Raw genomic sequence first — 19,286 nt, forward strand, 5'->3', positions numbered from 1 at the left:
TCCGGCGCAGCACTCGACGCGGCGATGTCACGGGTTTACGATCGCCCCAATGCGGTAGTCAATTCTTGCCTGGCTCCGGGTCGGGCACGCATCTCGGAGGTTCCGTTGGCCGATCGTGACACCACGCGTTGCAACTCCTCGTCCGCCGACGGAGTCGTCGACCGGCTTGCGGCCTTTCGGCGCCGGACCCTGCTCAGTGGGGCGGTCGGTGTTTCCGTCGGGGCCACCGTCGGCGTCGGGCTCGCCCGGGCGGCGACTCCCGAACCGGGCCGGTCACTGCGGTCCGGGGCGACCCCTGATCCCTCGACGCGGGCGCGGACTGCGGCGAGCGATCGGCACGTGCTCTATCGGGAGTTCTCCGGCTTCCGGCTCAAGGACGGACGGCGGGACGGCACCCGGTGGACGCCGGACGGCATCCGGATCAACCATCCGACCGGCAGCCTGGACTACGTCGATCCGTTCGCCGAGGACAAGACACCGGTGCACTATCACAGCGCGACCTGGACGTCCCCGGTGGTCCCGGTGCCGGCCGGCTACACCGAGCTGATCTCGTCCTGGCAGGTGGACACACCGGGCAAGACCTGGGTGCAGATCGAGGTGCGCGGGGCCGACGAGACCTCGACCCGTTCCGGGTGGTTCGTGCTCGGCCGCTGGTGTGCCAAGGACCCGGCCGATGGTGGGGCGATCCATCGCACCTCGGTCGACGACCAGGACACCGAGGTGGCAACGGTCTGGACCGATACCTTGCACGCCTTCGACGGGCATCGGTTCTCCGACTGGCAGTTGCGCGTGACGCTGTTCCGGCCGGACGACAGCCGGGAGACGCCGGTACTGCGTACGGTGGGTGCGGTCGCGTCCCTGCTGCCGGACGACCCGACCGTCCCGGTCAGCCCCGGCGGCAGCGCGTTGGGCACCGTGCTGGACGTGCCGCGCTTCTCCCAGGAGGTGCACGACGGCCACTACCCGGAGTGGGACAACGGCGGTGAGGCGTGGTGTTCGGCGACTTCGACGGCGATGGTGTTGAAGTACTGGCACACCGGGCCGCACGGCAAGGACCTGGACTGGGTCGATCCGCCGGTGGACGCCGAGGTCGACTACAGCGCCCGGAACGTCTTCGACTACACCTACGACGGCGCGGGCAACTGGCCGTTCAACACCGCCTACGCGACCACCTGGGGGCTGCGTGCCTTCGTCACCCGGCTGCGCAGTTTCACCGAGGCCGAGGAATTGATCAAGGCCGGTATCCCGGTGATCATCTCGGTGTCGTTCAAGAAGGACGAACTGGACGGAGCCGGCTACGGCACCAACGGTCACCTGATGGTCGTCGTCGGCTTCACCGAGGACGGCGATGTCGTCGTCAACGACCCGGCCTCGCATCTGATCCCCGACAACGACCAGGTCCGCTTCACCTATCGTCGCGATCAACTGGAGAACGCCTGGGTGCCGCATTCGGGTGGCACGGTCTATGTGATCCATTCGGCCTCGGTCCCGCTGCCACGCGTACTCGATCATCGCGAACCCAACTGGCCGTAGCTCCTGGAACGCGTCGATTGGGTCCTGAGCCTGTCGAAGGACCGGGACCGCAGCGCTGGGATGGAAGCCCTTCGACAGGCTCCCGAGCCTTGGCAGGCTCAGGGGCCCTTCGACAAGCTCAGGGCCCTCTGGCGTTTCGCGCCGGTCTTCGGTGAGCTGTGTGGTTAGGTAGCGCCGTGACAGGCAGCTGGAAGCGGCGCGGGCCACTGACGATCTTGACCGCCGGTGTGCTGTCCGCAGCGATGCTGCTGGCCGGTTGCGGGCAGATCCCGGACAGTCCGCTCGGCGCGTCGGAGCAGCGCGGCGCTGCTCCGGAGAAGTCGGCCGAGGCCGAGCCGAGCAAGGCTGCGCCGCTGGACTGCGAATACACCGAGACCGGCACGGCAACGCGTCCGGTGGACCCGCCGCCGAGCACCGGAGTGCCGATGAAGGGCACCGCAACGGCGGTGATCAAGATGTCCGCCGGGACGATCACGGTCACGCTGGACCGGACCCGGTCACCGTGCACGGTGAACTCGTTCGTCTCGTTGGCCGAGCAGCACTTCTACGACGCCACCAGCTGCCCGCGGATGACCGATGCCGGCACCTTGTTCATGCTGCAGTGCGGCGATCCGTCCAAGCGAGGCGACCGGTCCGGCGGGCCGGGGTATTCCTTCCCCGACGAACTGAGCGGTGACGAGAGCTACGGCGAGGGCACCGTAGCGATGGCCAACAGCGGACCGAACAGCAACGGTTCGCAATTCTTCCTGGTGTACCGCAACTCGCAGCTGGACCCGAACTACACCGTCTTCGGCACGATGGACGCCGCGGGCATCGCCGTGCTGAACAAGATCGCCAAGGGCGGAGTGGACAACAGCAACGGAGCCCACGACGGCAAACCGAAGTCGGAGGCCAAGATCATCTCGGTCACCGTAAGCTGATCATGCCACGGCCGCGGTGCGGGACAGGAAGTCCTTCAGCACGGCCGTGAACACCTCGGGTTGATCGGAGTGCACCCAGTGCCGGGCGTTCTTGATCTTGACGGTCCGCAGCTGCGGGAAGAGGCCCCGCATTGCGGGCGCGTACTCCGGGCGGATGTAGTTCGAATCGGCGCCGCCGACCCAGAGCGTCGGACCGGGGTACGGTTCGGCGTGCGGATCCGGCCAACCGCCGAGGGTTGCGAGTTGGTCGCCGAGCAACTGCAGGTTCATCTGCCAGTGCCAGCCGGTCTGGTCGTCGTCGCTGCCGCGGCGAAGATTCTGCAGCAGGAAGCTGCGGACGCTCTGGGCGGGGACCGTGGCACGGAGCTGTTGGTCGGCCTCCGCGCGGGACCTCAGGGTGCCGAGGTCCACCGATCGCATGCCCTGCACGTACGGGACGAACTCGCTGCCGCCGGTGTAGTCCACCGGGGCGATGTCGACCACGCACAAGCTCTGCACCAGGTCGGGATGACGGAGCGCGAGCATCATCGCGATCTTGCCGCCCATCGAGTGCCCGACCACGGTCCACGGCTCACCGTCGGAGCTGTCCAGCAGGTACTCGGCGACCAGATCGGCCGAATGCGGGTACGAGACCTCGGCCGTCCACGGGGAGCGGCCGTGATCCGGCATGTCGATCAGGGCGACGATGTAGTCGTCGGTCAGTTGCTTGGCGATCGACGTCCAGTTCTTGCCCTGGCCGAAGAGCCCGTGGCAGAAGGCGACCCGCGGCTTGGTGCGTCCGGAGTCATGATCAACTCCCGGATCCGCTCCGAGGATGCTGCCGTACAGCCGAGCCCGCCGGGGGAGTCCGTTCATGATCATCTCCTCCGACTCCAGCAGCTGTTGTGCCAGTGCCTCCGGTCCGCCACCCCACCGGAACCGGCGATGCCGCCGGTGTGACTGTCACTCGGCCACACCACGACATGGGGAGTGCCCGGCCTGATCAGCTGATTGCAGCCCGGGCAGCGGTAGTCCTTGAGTGCCGATGATCCGGCGACCGTCCGGACGATCCAGCGACCGTCGCTCTTGGCCGACGACGTCGCATGGCCGACGCCGAGCGGGCGTGCCGGTCGGAGGTGTTTGCTGCGGCGCCGTTGTGAGGGTGCCATCAGGCCATCGCTCGCAGCTCGGTCAGCGCGGCCGCCGGGTCCGGAGCCGCGGCCAGCCGCTCCAGCAGCAAGGCGGGTCGATCGCCGGGCTCGGCAGTGGCAGCGAAGATCTGTTGTTGACCGGCGAGAACGGCGGCCGGTCCGAGATCGGCCAGCACGTCGAACGGTCGCGGCATCCGGCAGCCGAGGCTCATCCCGGTGTCGATCACCTCGGGCGTCGCGTAACCGATCTCGACCATCCGGCAGACGTCGTTCAGATAGGGCAGCAGCAAGGCATCGGGCAGTTCGGCGGAACGGTCGATCAGCGGTGCCGGTCGCGGCTCGGCCTGCAGCAGGATGCCCTGACCGGTCTTGCGGCCCAGCCGTCCGGCACTCACCAAGGCGGCCAGCAAGGCGACCGGGGCGTGTCGCCGATCCCTGGTCTCGGAATACATCCGATCCAGCGCGGACACCGTGACGTCCAGGCCGACCAGGTCGATCAGTGCCAACGGGCCCATCGGATTGCCGGCTGCCACCATCGCCTCGTCGATCTGGGCGGCGGTGGCACATCCGTCCTGGTACAGCCGAGCGGCCCGATTCAGGTACGGCACCAGGAGCGCATTGACGACGAAGCCGGCCCGGTCCCCGCACAGGATCGGGGTCTTGCCGAGATCGTTCACCAACTCCAGGGCCTGGGTCTGGGCCGAGGGGGCGGTCAGTACGGTTTTCACCACTTCGACCAGTCGCTGGACCGGCGCCGGATTGAAGAAGTGCACGCCGACGACCCGGTCGGCCCGACCGGAGGCGACCGCGATGTCGGTGATCGGCAGCGAGGACGTGTTGGTGGCCAGCAACGTCTCGGGACGCGCGACCTCGCCCAGCCGCGTGAAGATGGACCTCTTCAGCTCCAGGTTCTCGCTGACCGCCTCGATCACCACCTCGGCGTCGGCGACGGCAGCAAAGTCCGTGTGGTAACTGATCCGCTCGGTCAGGGCGGTCCGCTGGTCGGCGGTGATCTTGTCCCGCTCCAGCGCCCGGCCGGTCGAGGTCTCGACGATCGTCCGACCGCGGTCCAGCGCCGCTTGGTCGGCATCGACGCCGATCACGGTCCGGCCGGCTGCAGCCAGCACCTCCGCGATCCCGGCACCCATCGTGCCCAGACCGATCACCGCTACAGAGCTGTTCACAGGGCTGAGTCTGTCAAACGTCCTGGTGAGCGCCGCAACCGTCCCCTCGGTCGGCCGACTCCTGCGGCCGGTCCTGCCAGTCCAGGCCGGCCCTGCTCAGTCCAGGACGGTCCTGCTCAGTCCAGGCCAGCCCTGCTCAGTCCAGGACAGCCCGGGCGATGTCGACGACGTTGCCCTCGGCGTCGGCGAGTGTCCACCAGCGCGGAGCGAACTCGTCGGTCACCAGTCGTCCGCCGGCGGCCAGCGCAGCCTGGACCCGGGCCTCAGCCTGCTCGTGTGGCACCACGACATCGAGGTGGAACTGCATCTGGTCACCGAGGTCGTCGGAGGTCGGCATGAACTGGACGTCCGGTAGCCGCCGGAGTGGGTCGACGACATCCTCCTCACCCTTCGCGCGATAGCCGAGCACGGCCTGCCAGAAGGGCAACACGTCGGCCGGCACGTGGGCGCCGATCCGTAGGCCGACATACTGCACCTTCGACGGATCGGCGGACAGGCCGAGATCGTATGCCGCGGTCGAGATCTGTCGAGCAAGATCAACATCGCGAGCGTAACCCCAGCTCGGGATCGAGACCGTGATTCCTTCGACGCGAAGATCAACATCGACCCGGGTGCCGCCGGGAGCCAGCTGCGCGATCTGGCGTGCCAGCTCGGCTCCCGTCGTCAGCGACGGGAGCGGGAAGTGGCTGTCGAACCGATCGCCGACACTGCGCCAATCCGCCAGGCCGTCGGCGCGGAGGAAGTCGCCGACACTGACCGGGATCGCGCCCAGAATGATCGCGGCCAGCTCGTCGGGCTTGGTGAACTGTGGCCAGTGCCCGGTCGGCAGATCGACGTAGCCGACCTCGGCGTACCGCGGGAACTCGGCGACCGGAGCAGCGTCGTCGGCGATCCAGCCGCGCAGCGTGGCAGCGTCGTATTCGGTGCAGACCGCGGTCAGCGGCGTCCAGTAGCGGCCGTCGTCGGTCAGTTCCAACGGATCGGTGGTCAGGCGGGCCGGCGACGGGATCGCCCGGGCGACGAAGTCGGCAGTGATCGCCTGATCCATGTCGCGAAGGTCGGCGTCGTCGAATTCGGTCAGCGCCGGTAGCGGAATGCCATCACCCTCGACAGCGAACCCGTCGGCGATCGGGCCACCGGACGCGGCGGGGAAACCGCCGACCATGATCACGCCGGCGACCTTCTCGGTTCGCGCGTCCAGTGCAGCGGTGGCGATCGCTGAGCCCAGTGAATGCCCGACCAGCAGGACCGAGTCGTCGCAGGAATCGATGGCAGCGGTGACTGCTGTGACACAGTCGGACAGCGTCACCTGTGATCGATCGGCGTCCTTGGCCTGCATCCCCGGCAGGGTGACCGGATGCGTACGGTGTCCGGCCGCCTGCAGCAGGGGCAGCACCCTGCTCCAGGAAGATCCGTCGAGCCACAGGCCCGGTACCAAGACGATGTCCATCGCGTCCTCCGAGTTCGGCGCCGATGCCGGCCGCGCGGTGTTCGATCGGGTCGATCGATCAGGCGGCTATGAGTTTGCCAGGACTCGTGTCGGCGGGGAAGGCTTTTGATCAGTCGGCGGCACCGGTACGGGCTGGATCGGTCGGCAGTCCGATGTTGCGGGTCCGTCCGCGATCGGTGAACCCGAGCCGCAGCATGATCGGCGCCGACGTCGCGAGCCGGCCGCTGACCAGCAGGACCGGAACACGCTTCTCCGCTGCCCATCGCACCCGTTCGGCCATGATCGCCCGGTAGGCGCCACGGCGTCGGTACGCGAGATAGGTCGCCGCACCGAACAGCGACGCCGAACCGTCGGCCCGAACGGCGATCGCTCCGGTACCGGCCGGTCTGCCGTCGATGTAGGCGACGAACCGGCAGCCGGCATGATCAGTGGCGATGCCAGCTGCTTCGTCGGCGATCGCCTCGGCACTGGGGAGCGGTTGGTCGTAGACGGTCGAGATGATCCGTCGGTAGTCGGTGAGGTCGGCGGCATCACGAACTCGTCGGACCTGCACCCCAGGGGTCGGGCCGACGTCGAATCGGCCGTCGGCCGGCACGGCCAGGGAGAGCAAGGCGCCCTCGTCCAGGACCCGTCCGCCGAGACGGAGCAGGGTGTCGGCCAGCGCATGCGGTCGGGTGGTCGGATAGATGCTCCAGACGGCCTCGGTGTAGCCGCGCTCGCGAGCCGTCCGGTTGATCTCTCTGACCAGTTCTTCCGGCGGTCGCCCGGAATCGACCCGAGGGACGTGCGCATCGTTGCCGAAACCGGCGGGCCGCAACAGGAGTCGGTAGTCGTCGGTGTTGATGGTCTGCGTGCCTTCGGGTGCCCAGCCCCATTCGCCGAGGGCACGCAGGATCCTGTCGTCGGTCCAGGGCTCGTCGTTCCCCGCGTGGACCGGGCCGGTATCGGAGATCGAGTTCACCGATGCTCCTGGTCGGTTTCCGCTCCCGGGAGCAGTTCGACGGTGAAGCCGGCGGGCGACTGGACGAATGCCGAGCCTCCATCCTCGGCTACGGCATCCGGTCGAGTCGGTTCGGCGGCTTGATCGACTTCCTCGTTGGTCTGCATGATCAGCGACAGGGTCTGCAGGCTTGGGATCGACATCGACCGTCCTCTCTCATCGGGTGTCGTCAACCTAGAACATCCCGTAACGTCAGGTTCAAGCCCTGTTGGGGATGAGAAGGAGCGCCGTGATTGCCGATGATCAGCGGACCTGGCGGGTCGGCGAGCTGTCGGAGCTCACCGGACTGTCGGTGCGTACGTTCCATCACTACGACCAGATCGGACTGCTGCCACCCTCGGCGCGGACCATCGGCGGGCATCGGCTGTATTCGGCCGACGATGTGGCCAGGCTGACCGTGATCGTCGTGCTGCGCCGGGCCGGACTGCCGCTCGCCGAGATCCGGGACGCGATCAGCAATCAGCCCGACGGAGTTGATCTTGCCGCCCTGATCGACGAACAGGCTCGGGGTCTGGAGACGGCGTTGACCGACACCCGGGCGTTCGGTCGTCGGCTGGCTCAACAGCCTCTGGACGCTGTTGCCCGAGAGCCAACTCGACTCCGGGAGTTGATCAGTCGGATCCCGCAACCGAGTATCACGATCCAGCCGATCGTGTTCTTGGTTTATGCCGACGTGGAACGTGCGCACGGCCGGTTGGTCGAGATGTTCGGTTTCGAGCCGGGACCGATCAGCCGTCGTCCGGACGGCACCTCCGGCTACGCCGAGGTGAGTGGCCCGACGGCCAACATCCGCCTGCACGGCCCGCGTCCCGGCCTGAGCCCGCCGGCCCCCGAAGCAGATCCGTCGTCGATGACCGTCGTCGGCGTCGCCGACCTCAGTGCCCACTTCGATCGGGCCGTCGCCGCCGGAGCCGAGATCGTCAAGCCGATCGCCACGCTGTTCGGCGTGCACGAATACACCGCATTTGACCATGAGCACCACTTCTGGTGCTTTCAGGAACCCGTCGGCTGAGCAACCGTGACACCGGAGGTGTATAGACCGCGCAGCGGCGTGCCTGGCACACCGCCGAGAGCATCGCCGACCGACGAACTTGTCCTGCGCACGATGCCGCCGGATCGTCAGTGGATTGGTGATCCAACACGGGCAACCCGCCGACCTGGACCCGTCTGTGGAGTACGGATGGTGGGTCTCAGGTGGCGTTGTCTTGGGGTGCGGCGGCTTGCCAGATCCGGTGGGCGAATGGTCCCTGTCCGAGGCCGTGGTTGCCGGTCTCGTTGACCAGAATGATCTTGCCGTGCGGCGCCCGGAACAGGTGTGTTCCGGGCTGGGGTTGTCGCCGGTTCCAGGGTCCGTGGGTGATGCTGTTGTGTTCGCGTCGGGCCAGTGGTCCGAGTTTGACGTCGCCGGTCTGTTCGGGGATCCCGTCCCGGTCGTGGATGGGTCGGTCGCGGCCGGGAATGGCGAGTTGGTGTGGGGCGATGGATTCGGGTGGTTGGCAGTCGGCCCAGCAGGTGGCCATGATCAACTTTTTGGTGCGGGCTGCGCGTTCCTGGCGGCGGGCGAGGCCGACGTTGCGGAGGACTTGCACGGCATCGAGCCCGGCAGGGACGGACCCTGGGGTGTCGGCAGCCGGCGTGTTGATCATGAAAACACTCGAGAAGTGAGCACCGACAGAACACCGTCCCAGCCGACCGCCCAGGACACAGCTCGGTAACAGTCTCGTGGCAACGAGTTCGGATAGTTCATCCACGGGCGCCGGCCTCGGGACGGCCAACTGGTGCGGTGCGACGTTGTCGACGGCCGCGACCCCTGGCCCGGATACTCTTCTGGCTCGTGATACTCATCCCTCGGCGTGCAGGCGAGTGAGGCTGCGTGTCCCGTCGACTGAACCTGGGCAGTAAGTTGCTGGCCGCCGTACTGGTGATCGGATTGCTGCTCGTCTCCTTCCCACCCGATGATGACGCCACTGCCGGTTGGTTGCGGAAGATCGTCATCTGGTTCGTGGCCTACGGGCTCGTGACGATCTTGGCGATCATCGAGGCTTCTCTGTTGGTCGCACGTGGTGATCTGGTCGCCCTCCGGCACAACACGCTGCTGGTGAAGCTTGCCGGCCTTCCGTTGCTTGCCGTGATCGCCCTCTACATCTGGGTGATCGTCGCAGGCGGCATGCTTTTCGCCTCGATGATGGCGGTCGGTGGAGTCATCGCAATCGCAACGTTGGCGATGCTCCCGTTCATGATCGGCGCTATCTATCTGGTGATGCTACCGACCTCGATCTACGGCGTGGCCTCGCTGATCCAGCTCCGCCGCGAAGGCGCTATCGGATGGCCGTTCTTCATCGTCCAGTTGCTGCTGCATCTGCTGTTGGTCGGCGACATCGTCAGCAGCCTGATCGTCGCCGTCCGGGCTCAGTACGGACGGATCAGGGCGTCGCGTCTCGTCGGCTGGTTGGCTCTCGCCGTTGCGTTGGTGATCTTCGGCTCGTTCGCACCGGTGCTGGGTAACGCTGTGGTTGAGGAGGTCGACCAGCGACGCCAGGAGCACATCGCGAAGATGCCGGGAGTTGTCCGGATGACCAGCCAATTCGTGGAACTGTCCCCGTCGGTCACCATCGACCAGGCCCGCTCGGTCTATCGCGAGCTCGCCGACCTTCGAACGGGGCAGACCCAGTGGGATCTCCAGTGCAGGCGGGGCAGTCTGACGGTGCGCCGCGATGACCCCGATCAGATCGCTGGGGCGCTGGTCGTCCTGTGTCGTGCCGACGTCGGTCGAGTAACCACCATGCTGGTCGACATCGATGACGGTCCGGGCGTTGCCGCCGGGTCGGTGCGGGTCGGCGTGACGACCGAGGATCTGTTCAGCGACTCGATTGCGACGCTCCAGGCGGTCGCCGACGCCGAGCCGGCGACCCGACGGGCGTTCACCATGATCAGGCTGCAGGGACCGGACTCCGACGACTGGACATTCCAGGGAACGACCTGGATCCGGTCGGCTGACGCGTTACGTCTCGTGCAGCGGTTGTCCCGACTCCGGACCGACGACGCGACCGTCCGGACGATCGATCTGGAGTCCGGGAGGTCGACGATCGAACTGGCGGCGGAGACGTCCCATGCGGCGACAACGGTCTGCCGCGCGGGCAACAAGGCGGTGGCCGGCCATTCGGGGATCGTGCTCACCGTCAGCGTTAAGGGTGCTCGGCCGAAGCCTTGCCCCTGAATGGCGTGGCGATCATGCTCAGATCTGCTGCGGCTGGTGCGGGCCGTGCAGGATTTCGGCAGCCAGTCGGTAACCCTGTTTGATGACCTCAGCCCCGCCCGGCGCTGCGCTGTTGCCGTGGAGCTCGAGGACGTACCGCGCGACGGCCAGCACCCGATTGAGCAGGAAGACCTCGATCGCGTCCTCATCCGCTACCGAGAGGGAATGCTCCGATCGGTAGCCCGCCAACAGCCCGGCCTTGAGGTCGAGCCATCGTTGACGGGGGATCGGCTCTGCGGCGAACCCGCGCAGGAACTGCGCCAACTCGTGGGCGACGGGTCCCCAGGACAGGTCGCCGAAATCGAAGAAGTACACCTCGCCGTCCGGCAACAGACGGACCTGCTCGAATGCCAGATCGCCATGCAGGACGGCGAAGGTGAGCGATCGCGGTTCGGGATAATTGCCGGCGAGGTAGTCGATCAGCGCCGTGTCGATGGATGAGATCCATGATCGTTCTGCCCTGCTGAAGTAGCGGGCGGTCGGGGATTCGATCAGTTCGGGGTAGCAGCCCGAGTCCTGTTTTCCCCACTCCGACAGCGATTTCCGGCGGTCGTTGATGATCACCGAACGATCCGGGAAGGTCTCCATCACGGTGTGCAGCCGCCGACCTGGCCCGCCACCCGATGGAGGTCCGCTGCGCCGATCGACTCCGCCGTGAGCCGCCGGAGCCGATGGTGTCGCATAACGGTGACGGGGTAGTGGACCCCATCCGATCCCTCAATCGACCCGACCCGACGGCCGTACCGATCAGCGAGCACGACCGGAGCATGCAGGCCTTGATCGTTGAGAAAGTCATACACCGCGCACTGCAGCGCCAACTCGTCCGGCGGATCACTGTCGGGGCTGCTGATCTTGACGACCCAGTCGCCGTCGTCGGTCCGGATCAGATACGCCGTGCTGTGCACACCCTGCGACAGATCACCCGGCGTCCCGACGACCTGCATGCCGTACGTGTGCAGGATGAAACCCGGAATCCGTTCCTTCCGAACAGCGACGCTCACAGCCGATGCAGTCCTACCGAGCGAGGTAGATGGAGTTGCTGGACTCGGAGTCGGTGATCGGATTGGCGAAGGAGACCACCGTGCCCCGGACCCGGGCGAACTCGGTGCGCAGGACGGCGAGGAAGTCGTCGTCGGGCGGGTCGTCGGACCAGAGCGCGAAGACGCCGTCGGCGGTCAGGTGCTGAGACATCGCGGTCAGCCCGGCGGGGGTGTAGAAGTCGCCGTGGGTCCGGTCGAGGTGATGGTCTGGCGTGTGATCGATGTCCAGCAGGATCGCGTCGTAGCGCCGATCCGGTACGCCGGCGACCAGCCTGAAGAAGTCGTCGTGGACCAGCCGAACGCGCGGGTCGGTCGCCAGCCCGATCGTATCGGGGAACAGATCGCGACGATGCCAGTCGAGGACCGGTTCGGCCGCTTCGATCACGGTGACCTCGGCGACCCGTGGATCGGCCAACGCGGCCTGCGCGGTGTATCCGAGGCCGAGTCCACCGACCAGCACCCGGAGGTCGGCTCGGCCGAGCTCGGCGAGAGCGAGCCGGGCCAACTCGATCTCGGCGACGGTGAACAGGCTGGACATCAGGAACTCGTCATTGAGCTTGACCTCGTACACGTCCCGGTCGACGGCCAGTTCACGGCGCCGCCGGAGGGTGAACTCGCCCAGCGGCGTTTGCTGCCAGTCCAGTTCCTCGAATCGCAAGCCCATCGGGCCACTCTTCCACGTCCGCCCGTTCACCCGAAGCCAGGGGAAACTCGATCGGTCAAAGCTCTTGACGAAACGTCGGTGGTTTGTGGTTGGTTGTGATCCATGTCGGGGCCAGCGATCCGAGTCGATCAACTCGGAAAGACCTATCTCGTGCCGGAACGAGAAGGCGGATTGCGTGCCGCGGTGACGGCACTGTTTCGTCGCCGGACGCGTGCGGTCGATGCCGTACGGGGGATCAGCTTCGGCATCGAGGCCGGCGAGGTGGTCGGCTTCCTCGGACCCAACGGCGCCGGCAAGACGACGACGCTGAAGATGCTCTCCGGATTGCTTCATCCCAGCGCCGGCGCGGCCGAGGTGTTCGGCTACACACCCTGGCAGCGGGATCGCAACTACCTCGGCCGGATGACGTTGATCATGGGGCAGCGCAGCCAGTTGCAGTGGGACATCCCGGTCGTCGACTCCTACCGGCTCAACAAGGCGATCTTCCAGATCTCCGATGCCGACTTCGCTGCTCGGTTGGGAGAGCTCACCGAGCTGCTCGAGCTCAGCGAGCTGCTCCGCAAGCCGGCGCGCAACCTGTCGCTGGGCGAGCGGATGAAGTGCGAGTTCGCAGGGTCGTTGCTGCACCGGCCGCAGGTGCTCTTCCTGGACGAGCCGACGATCGGCCTGGACGTGGCGATGCAGCGCAGGATCCGATCGTTCGTGGCGGAGTACAACGCCCGGACCGGTGCATGTGTGATCTTGACCAGCCATTACATGGCCGACGTCGAGGCACTGTGCAAACGGGTGATCGTGATCCATCACGGTGAGCTGCTCTTCGACGGCCCCCTGACCGAGCTGGTCCGGGCGTTCGCCCCGGACAAGACCATCACCGTCGAGTTGGTCGCCGGCGCTATCGCCACCCAGGCCGAGGTGCTGGCTCTGGCGGGGCAGCGGCTGCCCGGAGTCGCGGTGCAGCCGACCGAGACCGGCTGGCAGGTCCGGCTGCCGTCCGATCACACCGCCGCTGTCGCCGGACGGCTGCTGGCCGGGCTCGAGGTCGCCGACCTCACCATCGAGGAGGAGCCGATCGAGGCCGTGATCGAGAAAGTGTTCGCGGTCGAAGCCGGCGGCCACGATCAGGCCGGCGCGCATGATCAATCCGGGGGACGGCGATGAGTGGGCAGCTGCTCCGGCGGGACGGTCCGGACTTCGCCCGCTTCTCCCCGCGGGTCCTGGCGCAGTACTACCGCGGCGAGTTCGCGGCGGCAACCGCGGTCAATCTGGCCTATCGCGGATCGGTGATCATCTGGCTGGTCACCGGGCTGATCCAGCCGATCGTGTTGATCATCGTCTGGCGTACGGTGGCCGGCCCGACCGGTGTTGTCGGCGGCTACACCGCGGACCGTTTCGTCAGCTATTTCGCGATCATGATGCTGGTCGACCACCTGACGTTCATCTGGCTGATGTGGGAGTTCGAGTGGCGAGTGCGGGAAGGGCAGTTCTCGCCACTGCTGCTCCGGCCGATCCATCCGATCCACAAGGACATCATCGCCACCACCTCGTACAAGGTCGTCGGATTGGCGGCGGTGCTGCCCGCCGCGGTGATCATGATCATCGCCTTCGGCGGCGACCTCGGCGGCATCACGGTCGGTCGATTGCTGGCCGCGGTGCCGGCGCTGGTCGGTGCGATGGTGCTCCGTTTCATCCTGGAATGGGTGCTCGCGTTGAGCGCGTTCTGGCTGACCAAGGTGTCGGCGTTGAACAACCTCTACTTCTCGATCCGGACCTTCCTGAGCGGTGGTTTCGCACCGTTGTCCGTGCTGCCGGGAGTGGTCGCGACGATCGCGACCTGGTCGCCGTTCCCCTGGTCCCAGGCCTTTGTGGTCAACGTGGTGATGGGGGAGACCACCGGCTCCGACGTGCTGATCGGCTATGCAGCGCAGGCCGGGTGGATCGTGGTGATGCTGGTCGTGTTGCGGTTCGTCTGGTCCCGGGCCGTCCGGCGCTATTCGGCGGTGGGCACGTGAGCAGCACGCTGCAGCACAATCTGACGATCGTCCGGACCTACGTCCGGCTGGGGGCCCTGAACGTCATGCAGTATCGCGGTGAGTTCTTCATCGCGGTGATCAACGCCGCCATCACGCTGGTGACCCAGTTGCTCGGGCTGGCGGTGATCTTCGGACGGACCGCCACCCTGGACGGATGGACCCCGGCCGGGCTGCTGGCGTTGATCGGCGTGCATTTCTTCCTGTCCGGTGTGATCGGCCTGGTCATCCAGCCGTCCTTGGAGCAGCTGATGGAGGGCATCCGACTGGGCACCTTCGACTTCACCCTCACCAAACCGGCCGACTCCCAACTGCTGGCCAGCGTGCAGACGGTCTCGCCGGCACGACTGGTCGATGTGCTGGTCGGGCTCGGCATCGTCGGCTACGCCTGTGTCCGGCTCGGCACCACGATCCCGCCGCTGCAATGGCTGGCCTTCTGCGTGACGTTGGTCCTCGGCGTGGTGATCGTGTACTCGTTCCTGATGTTGCTGGGTACCTGCGCCTTCTGGTTCGTGAAACTGGACAACATCCTGGTCGTCTTCTCGTCCGTGTTCGGCCAGGCCGGCCGGTGGCCGATCACGATCTTCCCGAGTTGGATGCGGATCGTGCTGACCTTCGTGATCCCGGTCGGGTTTGCCGTCACGGTGCCGGCCCAGGCCTTGTCGACCGGGCTGGATCTGGCCACTCTCGGAGCGACGGCGCTGGTCGCCGTGCTGTTCTTCACCGGTTGCCGGCTGTTCTGGAGGTATGCGATGCGGCATTACACCGGGGCGTCGGCCTAGGAACTGCGTGTCCCGTCCGAGTTCGGCCACCTATCAACGGAATGTTGACAACGTTTCGTTGACGATGCAGGATGCCATCCATGCCGCCAATCACCGATCCGTTCGGGTCCGCCGACGACGATCAGGTCCGCGCCCACCGCGAGCAGCTCGCGCGTGCCCGGCTCCTGGACCGCCCTGGTGTCGACGGCATCACTGCCCGTCCGGGGCGCCCGGCCGCGATCCCGCCGTCGGCGGTCGACCTGGTGCAGGACGCGGTCCATCGCTCGGCCGACCTCGCCGAGGAGGATCTACTGAGCGCGCTGGTGCTGTTGCCGGCGGCGCGTGCCGAGGTCGACGGGCTGGAGTCCGGGCTGCTGTTCCTCGCCCGCAGTGCGGGGCTGACGTGGGCCCAGATCGCCGAGGCGATGGGCTTCAACTCCCCGCAAGCCTGTCAGCAGCACTACGACCGGCTGGCGGCCCGACGGAATGTCTCCCGATGAGCCGGCAGTCGACCGTCGACCTGCTGGCACTGCACGCCGTACGGATCCTCGGCTTCGCCGACACCCCGGTGATCGCCGCACGGTTCGGTCTCGACCCGAACCGGACGTCGGAGGCGCTCGCCGACGCCGAGGCCGTGGGGTGGGTCGGCCGTACCGCCTTCGGTGATCTTGCTGGGTGGTCGCTGACCGACGCGGGCCGGGTGGAGAACGAACGGCAACTGGCCGCCGAACTCGACGGCAGCGACGGTGCGGCGACGGTTCGCGCCGGGTATCGCGATTTCCTGCCGTGGAACGCACGCCTGCAGCGGGCCTGCACCGATTGGCAGGTGCGGCCGACGGTCCGTGATCGACTGGCCGCCAACGATCACGCCGATCCGACCTGGGATGCACGGGTGCTCGCCGAACTCGCCGCCGTCGCGGCCGCGTTGCCCGCTGTGGTGACCCTGCTTGCCGGGGTCCTCGCCCGCTTCGGTGGCTACGACACCCGCTTCGGCGGTGCGCTCGACCGGGTTCGGGCCGGGCAGCAGGAATGGGTCAACGGCACCACCATCGATTCCTGTCATCGGGTGTGGTTCGAGCTGCACGAGGACCTCCTGGCGACCCTCGGGATCGACCGGTCGTCGGAGTCGCCGGTCTCGTGATCACTTTCGGCGATCGGCGTCGGGATCCGACGCCGGCCGCCGGGGTCGGTCCCCGGTGCGGGAACCGGTACGGTGGCCGGCGTGCGTTTGGTGATTGCCCATTGTCAGGTCGACTACGCGGGCCGGTTGACGGCTCATTTGCCGTTCGCCCAGAGATTGATCATGGTCAAGGCCGACGGGTCGGTCTCGATCCACGCCGACGACCGCGCCTACAAGCCGCTGAACTGGATGAGCCCGCCGTGCACGATGGCCGAGCTGCCGGCAGACGAGGTGGCCTCGGCGGCCGAGGAGATGGGTCGCGAGCTGTCGGGTCTCTGGGAGGTCAAGGGGCGCGACGGCGACACGCTGCAGATCGCCCTCGGTGAGGTGTTGCACGACTCCAGCCACGAGCTCGGCATCGACCCCGGCCTGCAGAAGGACGGTGTCGAGGCCCATCTGCAGGCCCTGCTCGCCGAACATCCGCAGACCTTCGGTACGGGCTGGTCGTTGGTCCGGCGCGAGCATCCGACCGCGATCGGTCCTGTCGATCTGCTCTGCCGCGATGCCGAGGGGCGCTACGTCGCGGTCGAGGTCAAACGCCGCGGCGAGATCGACGGCGTCGAGCAGCTCACCCGCTACCTGGAGCTGATGCGCCGAGACCCGTTGCTCGGTGAGGTACGTGGCGTGTTCGCCGCGCAGCAGATCAAGCCACAGGCCAAGGTGTTGGCGACCGACCGAGGCATCGACTGCCTGACCGTCGACTACGACGCACTGCGCGGCATGGACAACGCCGAGGACCGCCTGTTCTGACCTCTTGGCCCCGGTTGTCGCCGATCAGCTCGGCGGTCAGCGGCGCTGGTCGCCGGAGGATGACTTCTGGTCCGCCTTCGACTGGCCGGGCGTGACCGGCACCGTCACGGTGTCCTCGTTCTCCTCATCGGAATCGGCGGCTTCGCTCGTGCCGGCGCTCTGATCCGAGCCCGCCGTGGGCCCGCCCGGGCCCTGCATCTCCGACAACGGGCGCAAGACGGTCTGATCGTCGTCGTCGCGAGCGGCCGCCCCTGGAGTCGTGGTCGACCCTGTGGACCCCTTGGTCCCGGTGGAGGCCTGCTGCGGAGCGGGCGCCTTGGGCGAAGCGGGTGCCGGGGTGGCCTGCTTCGCCGAACCATTGGCCGAGGTGGCCACCGTCGGGGCTGCCGGCCTCTTCCCGGCCGTCTGTTGCTTCGGTGCCTGCGAGTCGGCTGCGGTGGGATCGGCGGCGGTGGCCTGTTCGGACGAACCGTCGTCCTTGAATTCCTCCAGATCCTCCGACAGGTCGGCGAGCGGCTGCATGTCCGGCACGTCCGCCGCGCTCTGCGAGGCTAGCGCCGACAGGCTCTGCAGCTGATTGAGGACCGCCTGCTTGCGCTGCAGCAGATTGTCGGTCTCGCGCTTCAACTGCTCCTTGCGCCACTCGAATTCCTGCTGGGTCCGCTGGGTGATCCGCTCGGCCTGCTTCTTGGCCGCGGCCAGGATCCGTTCGGACTCGTCCTTGGCGTCCAGCCGCAGCTTCTCGGCTTCGGCCTGTGCCTCGGTACGGGCCTTGGCCGACGCCTCGATGTCGTCCGACATCCGCTTGCCCGATTCCTGGTGGTGCTGGGTCGCCTCGGACAGCAGTTTGCCGGTTGCGGCCACCGACTCGGCGTGCATCCGCTTCAGTTCGGTGGTGGCCGCTTCGCGTTCGGCGACGACCTGCTGACGGATACCGGCAGCCTCGGCCTCGGCGGCGCGCTTGTAGCCCTCGCCTTCCAGATAACCTGCCTGCCGTACCGAATCCGACTGTTGCTGCGCCTCGCGGCGGATGGCTTCGGCCTCTCGTTGCGCGGCAGCCTTCAGGTTGGCCGCCTCGGCCCGGGCTCGCTCGACCTCGGCCTGCACCTCCTGCTGGCCCTTGCCGCGCAACTGTTCCAGCTCGCCGCGGCCGCCGACCCGGATCTGCTCGCCGTCGGCCTCGGCCTGCTGCCGGAGGCGATCGGCGTCGCGGCGGCCGGCATCGCGGAGCTGATTGGCGTCGGTGTTGGCCTTGTCCAACATCTCCTTCGCCTGCTCCTCGGCCATCCGCAGGATGGCGCCGGCCCGGGCACCCAGTGAGGAGTAGTCGACCTCACCGGTCGGACGGTCCTCCAACTCCTTGGAGACCTTGCCCAGTTGATCTTGAGCCTCGGCCAACTGGCGCTGCAGCTCGGTGATCTGATGATTGGACTGGACGACTCTGCCTTCCAGCCCTCGTACGTAGTCGTCGACGGCGGTCCGGTCGTAACCCCGCAATGCTGACGGGAAATTGCCGACCGCGCTCGCGGTCTCGTCGAAGAGGTTGAGTCCGGTCGTCTCGTCCGAAGAAGCCATCAAGTCCCCAACTATCAGATCGTGCGCCGTTGGCGCAGGTATTGCGAAGGTTCAGGTAACCCCAACGTTAGCGCTCCCGCTCCCGCAATCACTGTTACCGCGCGGGATTCGCCGGGCGCGTCGTGTCAGCTGTCGCAATCGCGCCCCCTGTCCTGCACAACGGGCTCCGCGGGCTGCACCAACTCGAGCAGGACGCCGCCGGCATCCTTGGGGTGTACGAAGTTGATCATCGAACCTGCGGTACCGACCCTCGCCTCGGGGTACAGCAGGCGGAGCCCTCGACCACGGAGCTCGCTGCTCGTCGCCTCGACGTCGGCCACCCGCAGCGCCAGCTGCTGCAGACCCGGGCCGGATCTGTCCAGGAAACGGGCGATGGCCGAGTCGTCCGACAGCGGAGCCAGCACCTGTAATTGGGTCGGTCGTTCCGTCGCCGCGTGCTCGGCAGCCGGCCCGAGCATCACCTCGATCACCTGTTGCTGCAGGTTGGTCTCCCGGTGCACCTCGACCAGGCCGAACATGTCCCGATAGAAGGCCACGGTGGCGTCCAGATCCGCGGTGGCGATCCCGACATGATCGACCGCGGCGGCGCGCAGAGCGGATGGAACGGCCTCGGATGTCGCTGAACCCATGCTCCCAGTCTCCACCTGTTGAGCGATTCGGTCCCGCAAGGACAGTGCCCGGCGCTTCGACTGTTGACCGTGATGTTCGGCAACGGCGACCACCTCGCGTCCGATCGTCGGGGGACCGGCTGTTGCTCGCACCGCCGGAGCGCCGTCGGGAGCTATCGTGCAAGGTAACGGAGCGTGCACGCAGGGT

At 67.2% G+C, this 19,286-nt stretch carries 22 protein-coding genes; 10 read left to right on the plus strand and 12 right to left on the minus strand.

Features of this window, described 5'->3' with window-relative positions:
* Positions 1 to 105 precede the first annotated feature (105 nt).
* Together BLU38_RS27430 and BLU38_RS27435 are read left to right on the plus strand one after the other, a co-directional pair.
* On the plus strand, positions 106 to 1,533 hold the full coding sequence (locus BLU38_RS27430; RefSeq protein WP_231920067.1) for a peptidase C39 family protein: 1,428 nt from the start codon (positions 106 to 108) through the stop codon (positions 1,531 to 1,533).
* Positions 1,534 to 1,709: 176 nt separating this feature from the next.
* Positions 1,710 to 2,453: a peptidylprolyl isomerase gene (locus BLU38_RS27435; RefSeq protein ID WP_231920068.1), complete on the plus strand. Its 744-nt coding sequence runs from the start codon at positions 1,710 to 1,712 to the stop codon at positions 2,451 to 2,453.
* Here BLU38_RS27435 and BLU38_RS27440 read toward each other — a convergent pair whose 3' ends face one another.
* The 6 genes from BLU38_RS27440 to BLU38_RS27465 form a co-directional block, all read right to left on the minus strand.
* Positions 2,454 to 3,308 (minus strand): alpha/beta fold hydrolase, encoded by an 855-nt coding sequence (locus BLU38_RS27440; protein ID WP_091533262.1) that lies wholly within the window; start codon positions 3,306 to 3,308, stop codon positions 2,454 to 2,456.
* A gap of 2 nt (positions 3,309 to 3,310) precedes the next feature.
* Positions 3,311 to 3,601 (minus strand): hypothetical protein, encoded by a 291-nt coding sequence (locus BLU38_RS27445; RefSeq protein ID WP_091529659.1) that lies wholly within the window; start codon positions 3,599 to 3,601, stop codon positions 3,311 to 3,313.
* Complete coding sequence (locus tag BLU38_RS27450) at positions 3,601 to 4,767, minus strand: 3-hydroxyacyl-CoA dehydrogenase (RefSeq protein WP_172836234.1); 1,167 nt, start codon at positions 4,765 to 4,767, stop codon at positions 3,601 to 3,603. The genes BLU38_RS27445 and BLU38_RS27450 overlap by 1 nt, the downstream gene beginning before the upstream one ends.
* A 136-nt stretch (positions 4,768 to 4,903) precedes the next feature.
* Positions 4,904 to 6,217 carry an alpha/beta fold hydrolase gene (locus BLU38_RS31490; RefSeq protein ID WP_197679893.1) on the minus strand — a complete coding sequence of 438 codons (1,314 nt, stop codon included), beginning with the start codon at positions 6,215 to 6,217 and terminating at the stop codon, positions 4,904 to 4,906.
* 109 nt (positions 6,218 to 6,326) lie between these two features.
* Positions 6,327 to 7,178 (minus strand): GNAT family N-acetyltransferase, encoded by an 852-nt coding sequence (locus BLU38_RS27460; RefSeq protein ID WP_091529662.1) that lies wholly within the window; start codon positions 7,176 to 7,178, stop codon positions 6,327 to 6,329.
* Positions 7,175 to 7,360: a hypothetical protein gene (locus tag BLU38_RS27465; protein WP_091529665.1), complete on the minus strand. Its 186-nt coding sequence runs from the start codon at positions 7,358 to 7,360 to the stop codon at positions 7,175 to 7,177. Before BLU38_RS27465 ends, BLU38_RS27460 begins: the two co-directional genes overlap by 4 nt.
* An 86-nt stretch (positions 7,361 to 7,446) precedes the next feature.
* Between BLU38_RS27465 and BLU38_RS27470 the strand changes: the two genes are divergently transcribed.
* A complete protein-coding gene (locus BLU38_RS27470; protein ID WP_157683756.1) occupies positions 7,447 to 8,229 on the plus strand; it encodes a MerR family transcriptional regulator in 783 nt (260 codons plus the stop codon).
* Between the two features lie 178 nt (positions 8,230 to 8,407).
* Here BLU38_RS27470 and BLU38_RS27475 read toward each other — a convergent pair whose 3' ends face one another.
* The gene (locus tag BLU38_RS27475; RefSeq protein WP_091529672.1) at positions 8,408 to 8,863 is read right to left on the minus strand and encodes a hypothetical protein; all 456 of its coding nucleotides are present in this window, start codon (positions 8,861 to 8,863) and stop codon (positions 8,408 to 8,410) included.
* 227 nt (positions 8,864 to 9,090) lie between these two features.
* Here BLU38_RS27475 and BLU38_RS27480 point away from each other — a divergent pair, with 227 nt between their 5' ends.
* Positions 9,091 to 10,434, plus strand: coding sequence for a hypothetical protein (locus BLU38_RS27480; protein ID WP_157683757.1), 1,344 nt, complete (start codon positions 9,091 to 9,093; stop codon positions 10,432 to 10,434).
* Positions 10,435 to 10,452: 18 nt separating this feature from the next.
* Here the strand turns inward: BLU38_RS27480 and BLU38_RS32140 are convergent, their stop codons facing one another.
* The 3 genes from BLU38_RS32140 to BLU38_RS27495 are packed head-to-tail and all read right to left on the minus strand — an operon-like array spanning position 10,453 to position 12,177.
* Positions 10,453 to 11,037 (minus strand): phosphotransferase, encoded by a 585-nt coding sequence (locus tag BLU38_RS32140; protein WP_172836235.1) that lies wholly within the window; start codon positions 11,035 to 11,037, stop codon positions 10,453 to 10,455.
* A 23-nt stretch (positions 11,038 to 11,060) separates the two neighbouring features.
* Positions 11,061 to 11,474: a phosphotransferase gene (locus tag BLU38_RS32145; protein WP_091529681.1), complete on the minus strand. Its 414-nt coding sequence runs from the start codon at positions 11,472 to 11,474 to the stop codon at positions 11,061 to 11,063.
* A gap of 13 nt (positions 11,475 to 11,487) precedes the next feature.
* On the minus strand, positions 11,488 to 12,177 hold the full coding sequence (locus BLU38_RS27495) for a spermidine synthase (RefSeq protein ID WP_091529684.1): 690 nt from the start codon (positions 12,175 to 12,177) through the stop codon (positions 11,488 to 11,490).
* 102 nt (positions 12,178 to 12,279) lie between these two features.
* Here BLU38_RS27495 and BLU38_RS27500 point away from each other — a divergent pair, with 102 nt between their 5' ends.
* From BLU38_RS27500 to nucS, 6 genes are all read left to right on the plus strand, one after another.
* On the plus strand, positions 12,280 to 13,335 hold the full coding sequence (locus BLU38_RS27500; RefSeq protein ID WP_091529687.1) for an ABC transporter ATP-binding protein: 1,056 nt from the start codon (positions 12,280 to 12,282) through the stop codon (positions 13,333 to 13,335).
* Positions 13,332 to 14,186 carry an ABC transporter permease gene (locus tag BLU38_RS27505; protein WP_091529690.1) on the plus strand — a complete coding sequence of 285 codons (855 nt, stop codon included), beginning with the start codon at positions 13,332 to 13,334 and terminating at the stop codon, positions 14,184 to 14,186. Before BLU38_RS27500 ends, BLU38_RS27505 begins: the two co-directional genes overlap by 4 nt.
* A complete protein-coding gene (locus tag BLU38_RS27510; RefSeq protein WP_091529693.1) occupies positions 14,183 to 14,986 on the plus strand; it encodes an ABC transporter permease in 804 nt (267 codons plus the stop codon). The genes BLU38_RS27505 and BLU38_RS27510 overlap by 4 nt, the downstream gene beginning before the upstream one ends.
* 80 nt (positions 14,987 to 15,066) lie before the next feature.
* Positions 15,067 to 15,465, plus strand: coding sequence for a DNA-binding protein (locus tag BLU38_RS27515; RefSeq protein WP_091529697.1), 399 nt, complete (start codon positions 15,067 to 15,069; stop codon positions 15,463 to 15,465).
* Complete coding sequence (locus BLU38_RS27520; RefSeq protein WP_091529700.1) at positions 15,462 to 16,106, plus strand: transcriptional regulator; 645 nt, start codon at positions 15,462 to 15,464, stop codon at positions 16,104 to 16,106. Before BLU38_RS27515 ends, BLU38_RS27520 begins: the two co-directional genes overlap by 4 nt.
* Positions 16,107 to 16,187: 81 nt before the next feature.
* Complete coding sequence (gene nucS, locus BLU38_RS27525; RefSeq protein ID WP_091533266.1) at positions 16,188 to 16,895, plus strand: endonuclease NucS; 708 nt, start codon at positions 16,188 to 16,190, stop codon at positions 16,893 to 16,895.
* A 36-nt stretch (positions 16,896 to 16,931) separates the two neighbouring features.
* Here the strand turns inward: nucS and BLU38_RS27530 are convergent, their stop codons facing one another.
* Positions 16,932 to 18,470, minus strand: coding sequence for a hypothetical protein (locus BLU38_RS27530; protein WP_091529703.1), 1,539 nt, complete (start codon positions 18,468 to 18,470; stop codon positions 16,932 to 16,934).
* Positions 18,471 to 18,595: 125 nt separating this feature from the next.
* On the minus strand, positions 18,596 to 19,099 hold the full coding sequence (gene mce, locus BLU38_RS27535) for a methylmalonyl-CoA epimerase (protein WP_091533267.1): 504 nt from the start codon (positions 19,097 to 19,099) through the stop codon (positions 18,596 to 18,598).
* Positions 19,100 to 19,286: the final 187 nt, after the last annotated feature.

Source organism: Microlunatus soli, assembly GCF_900105385.1.
Taxonomy (GTDB): Bacteria; Actinomycetota; Actinomycetes; order Propionibacteriales; family Propionibacteriaceae; genus Microlunatus; species Microlunatus soli.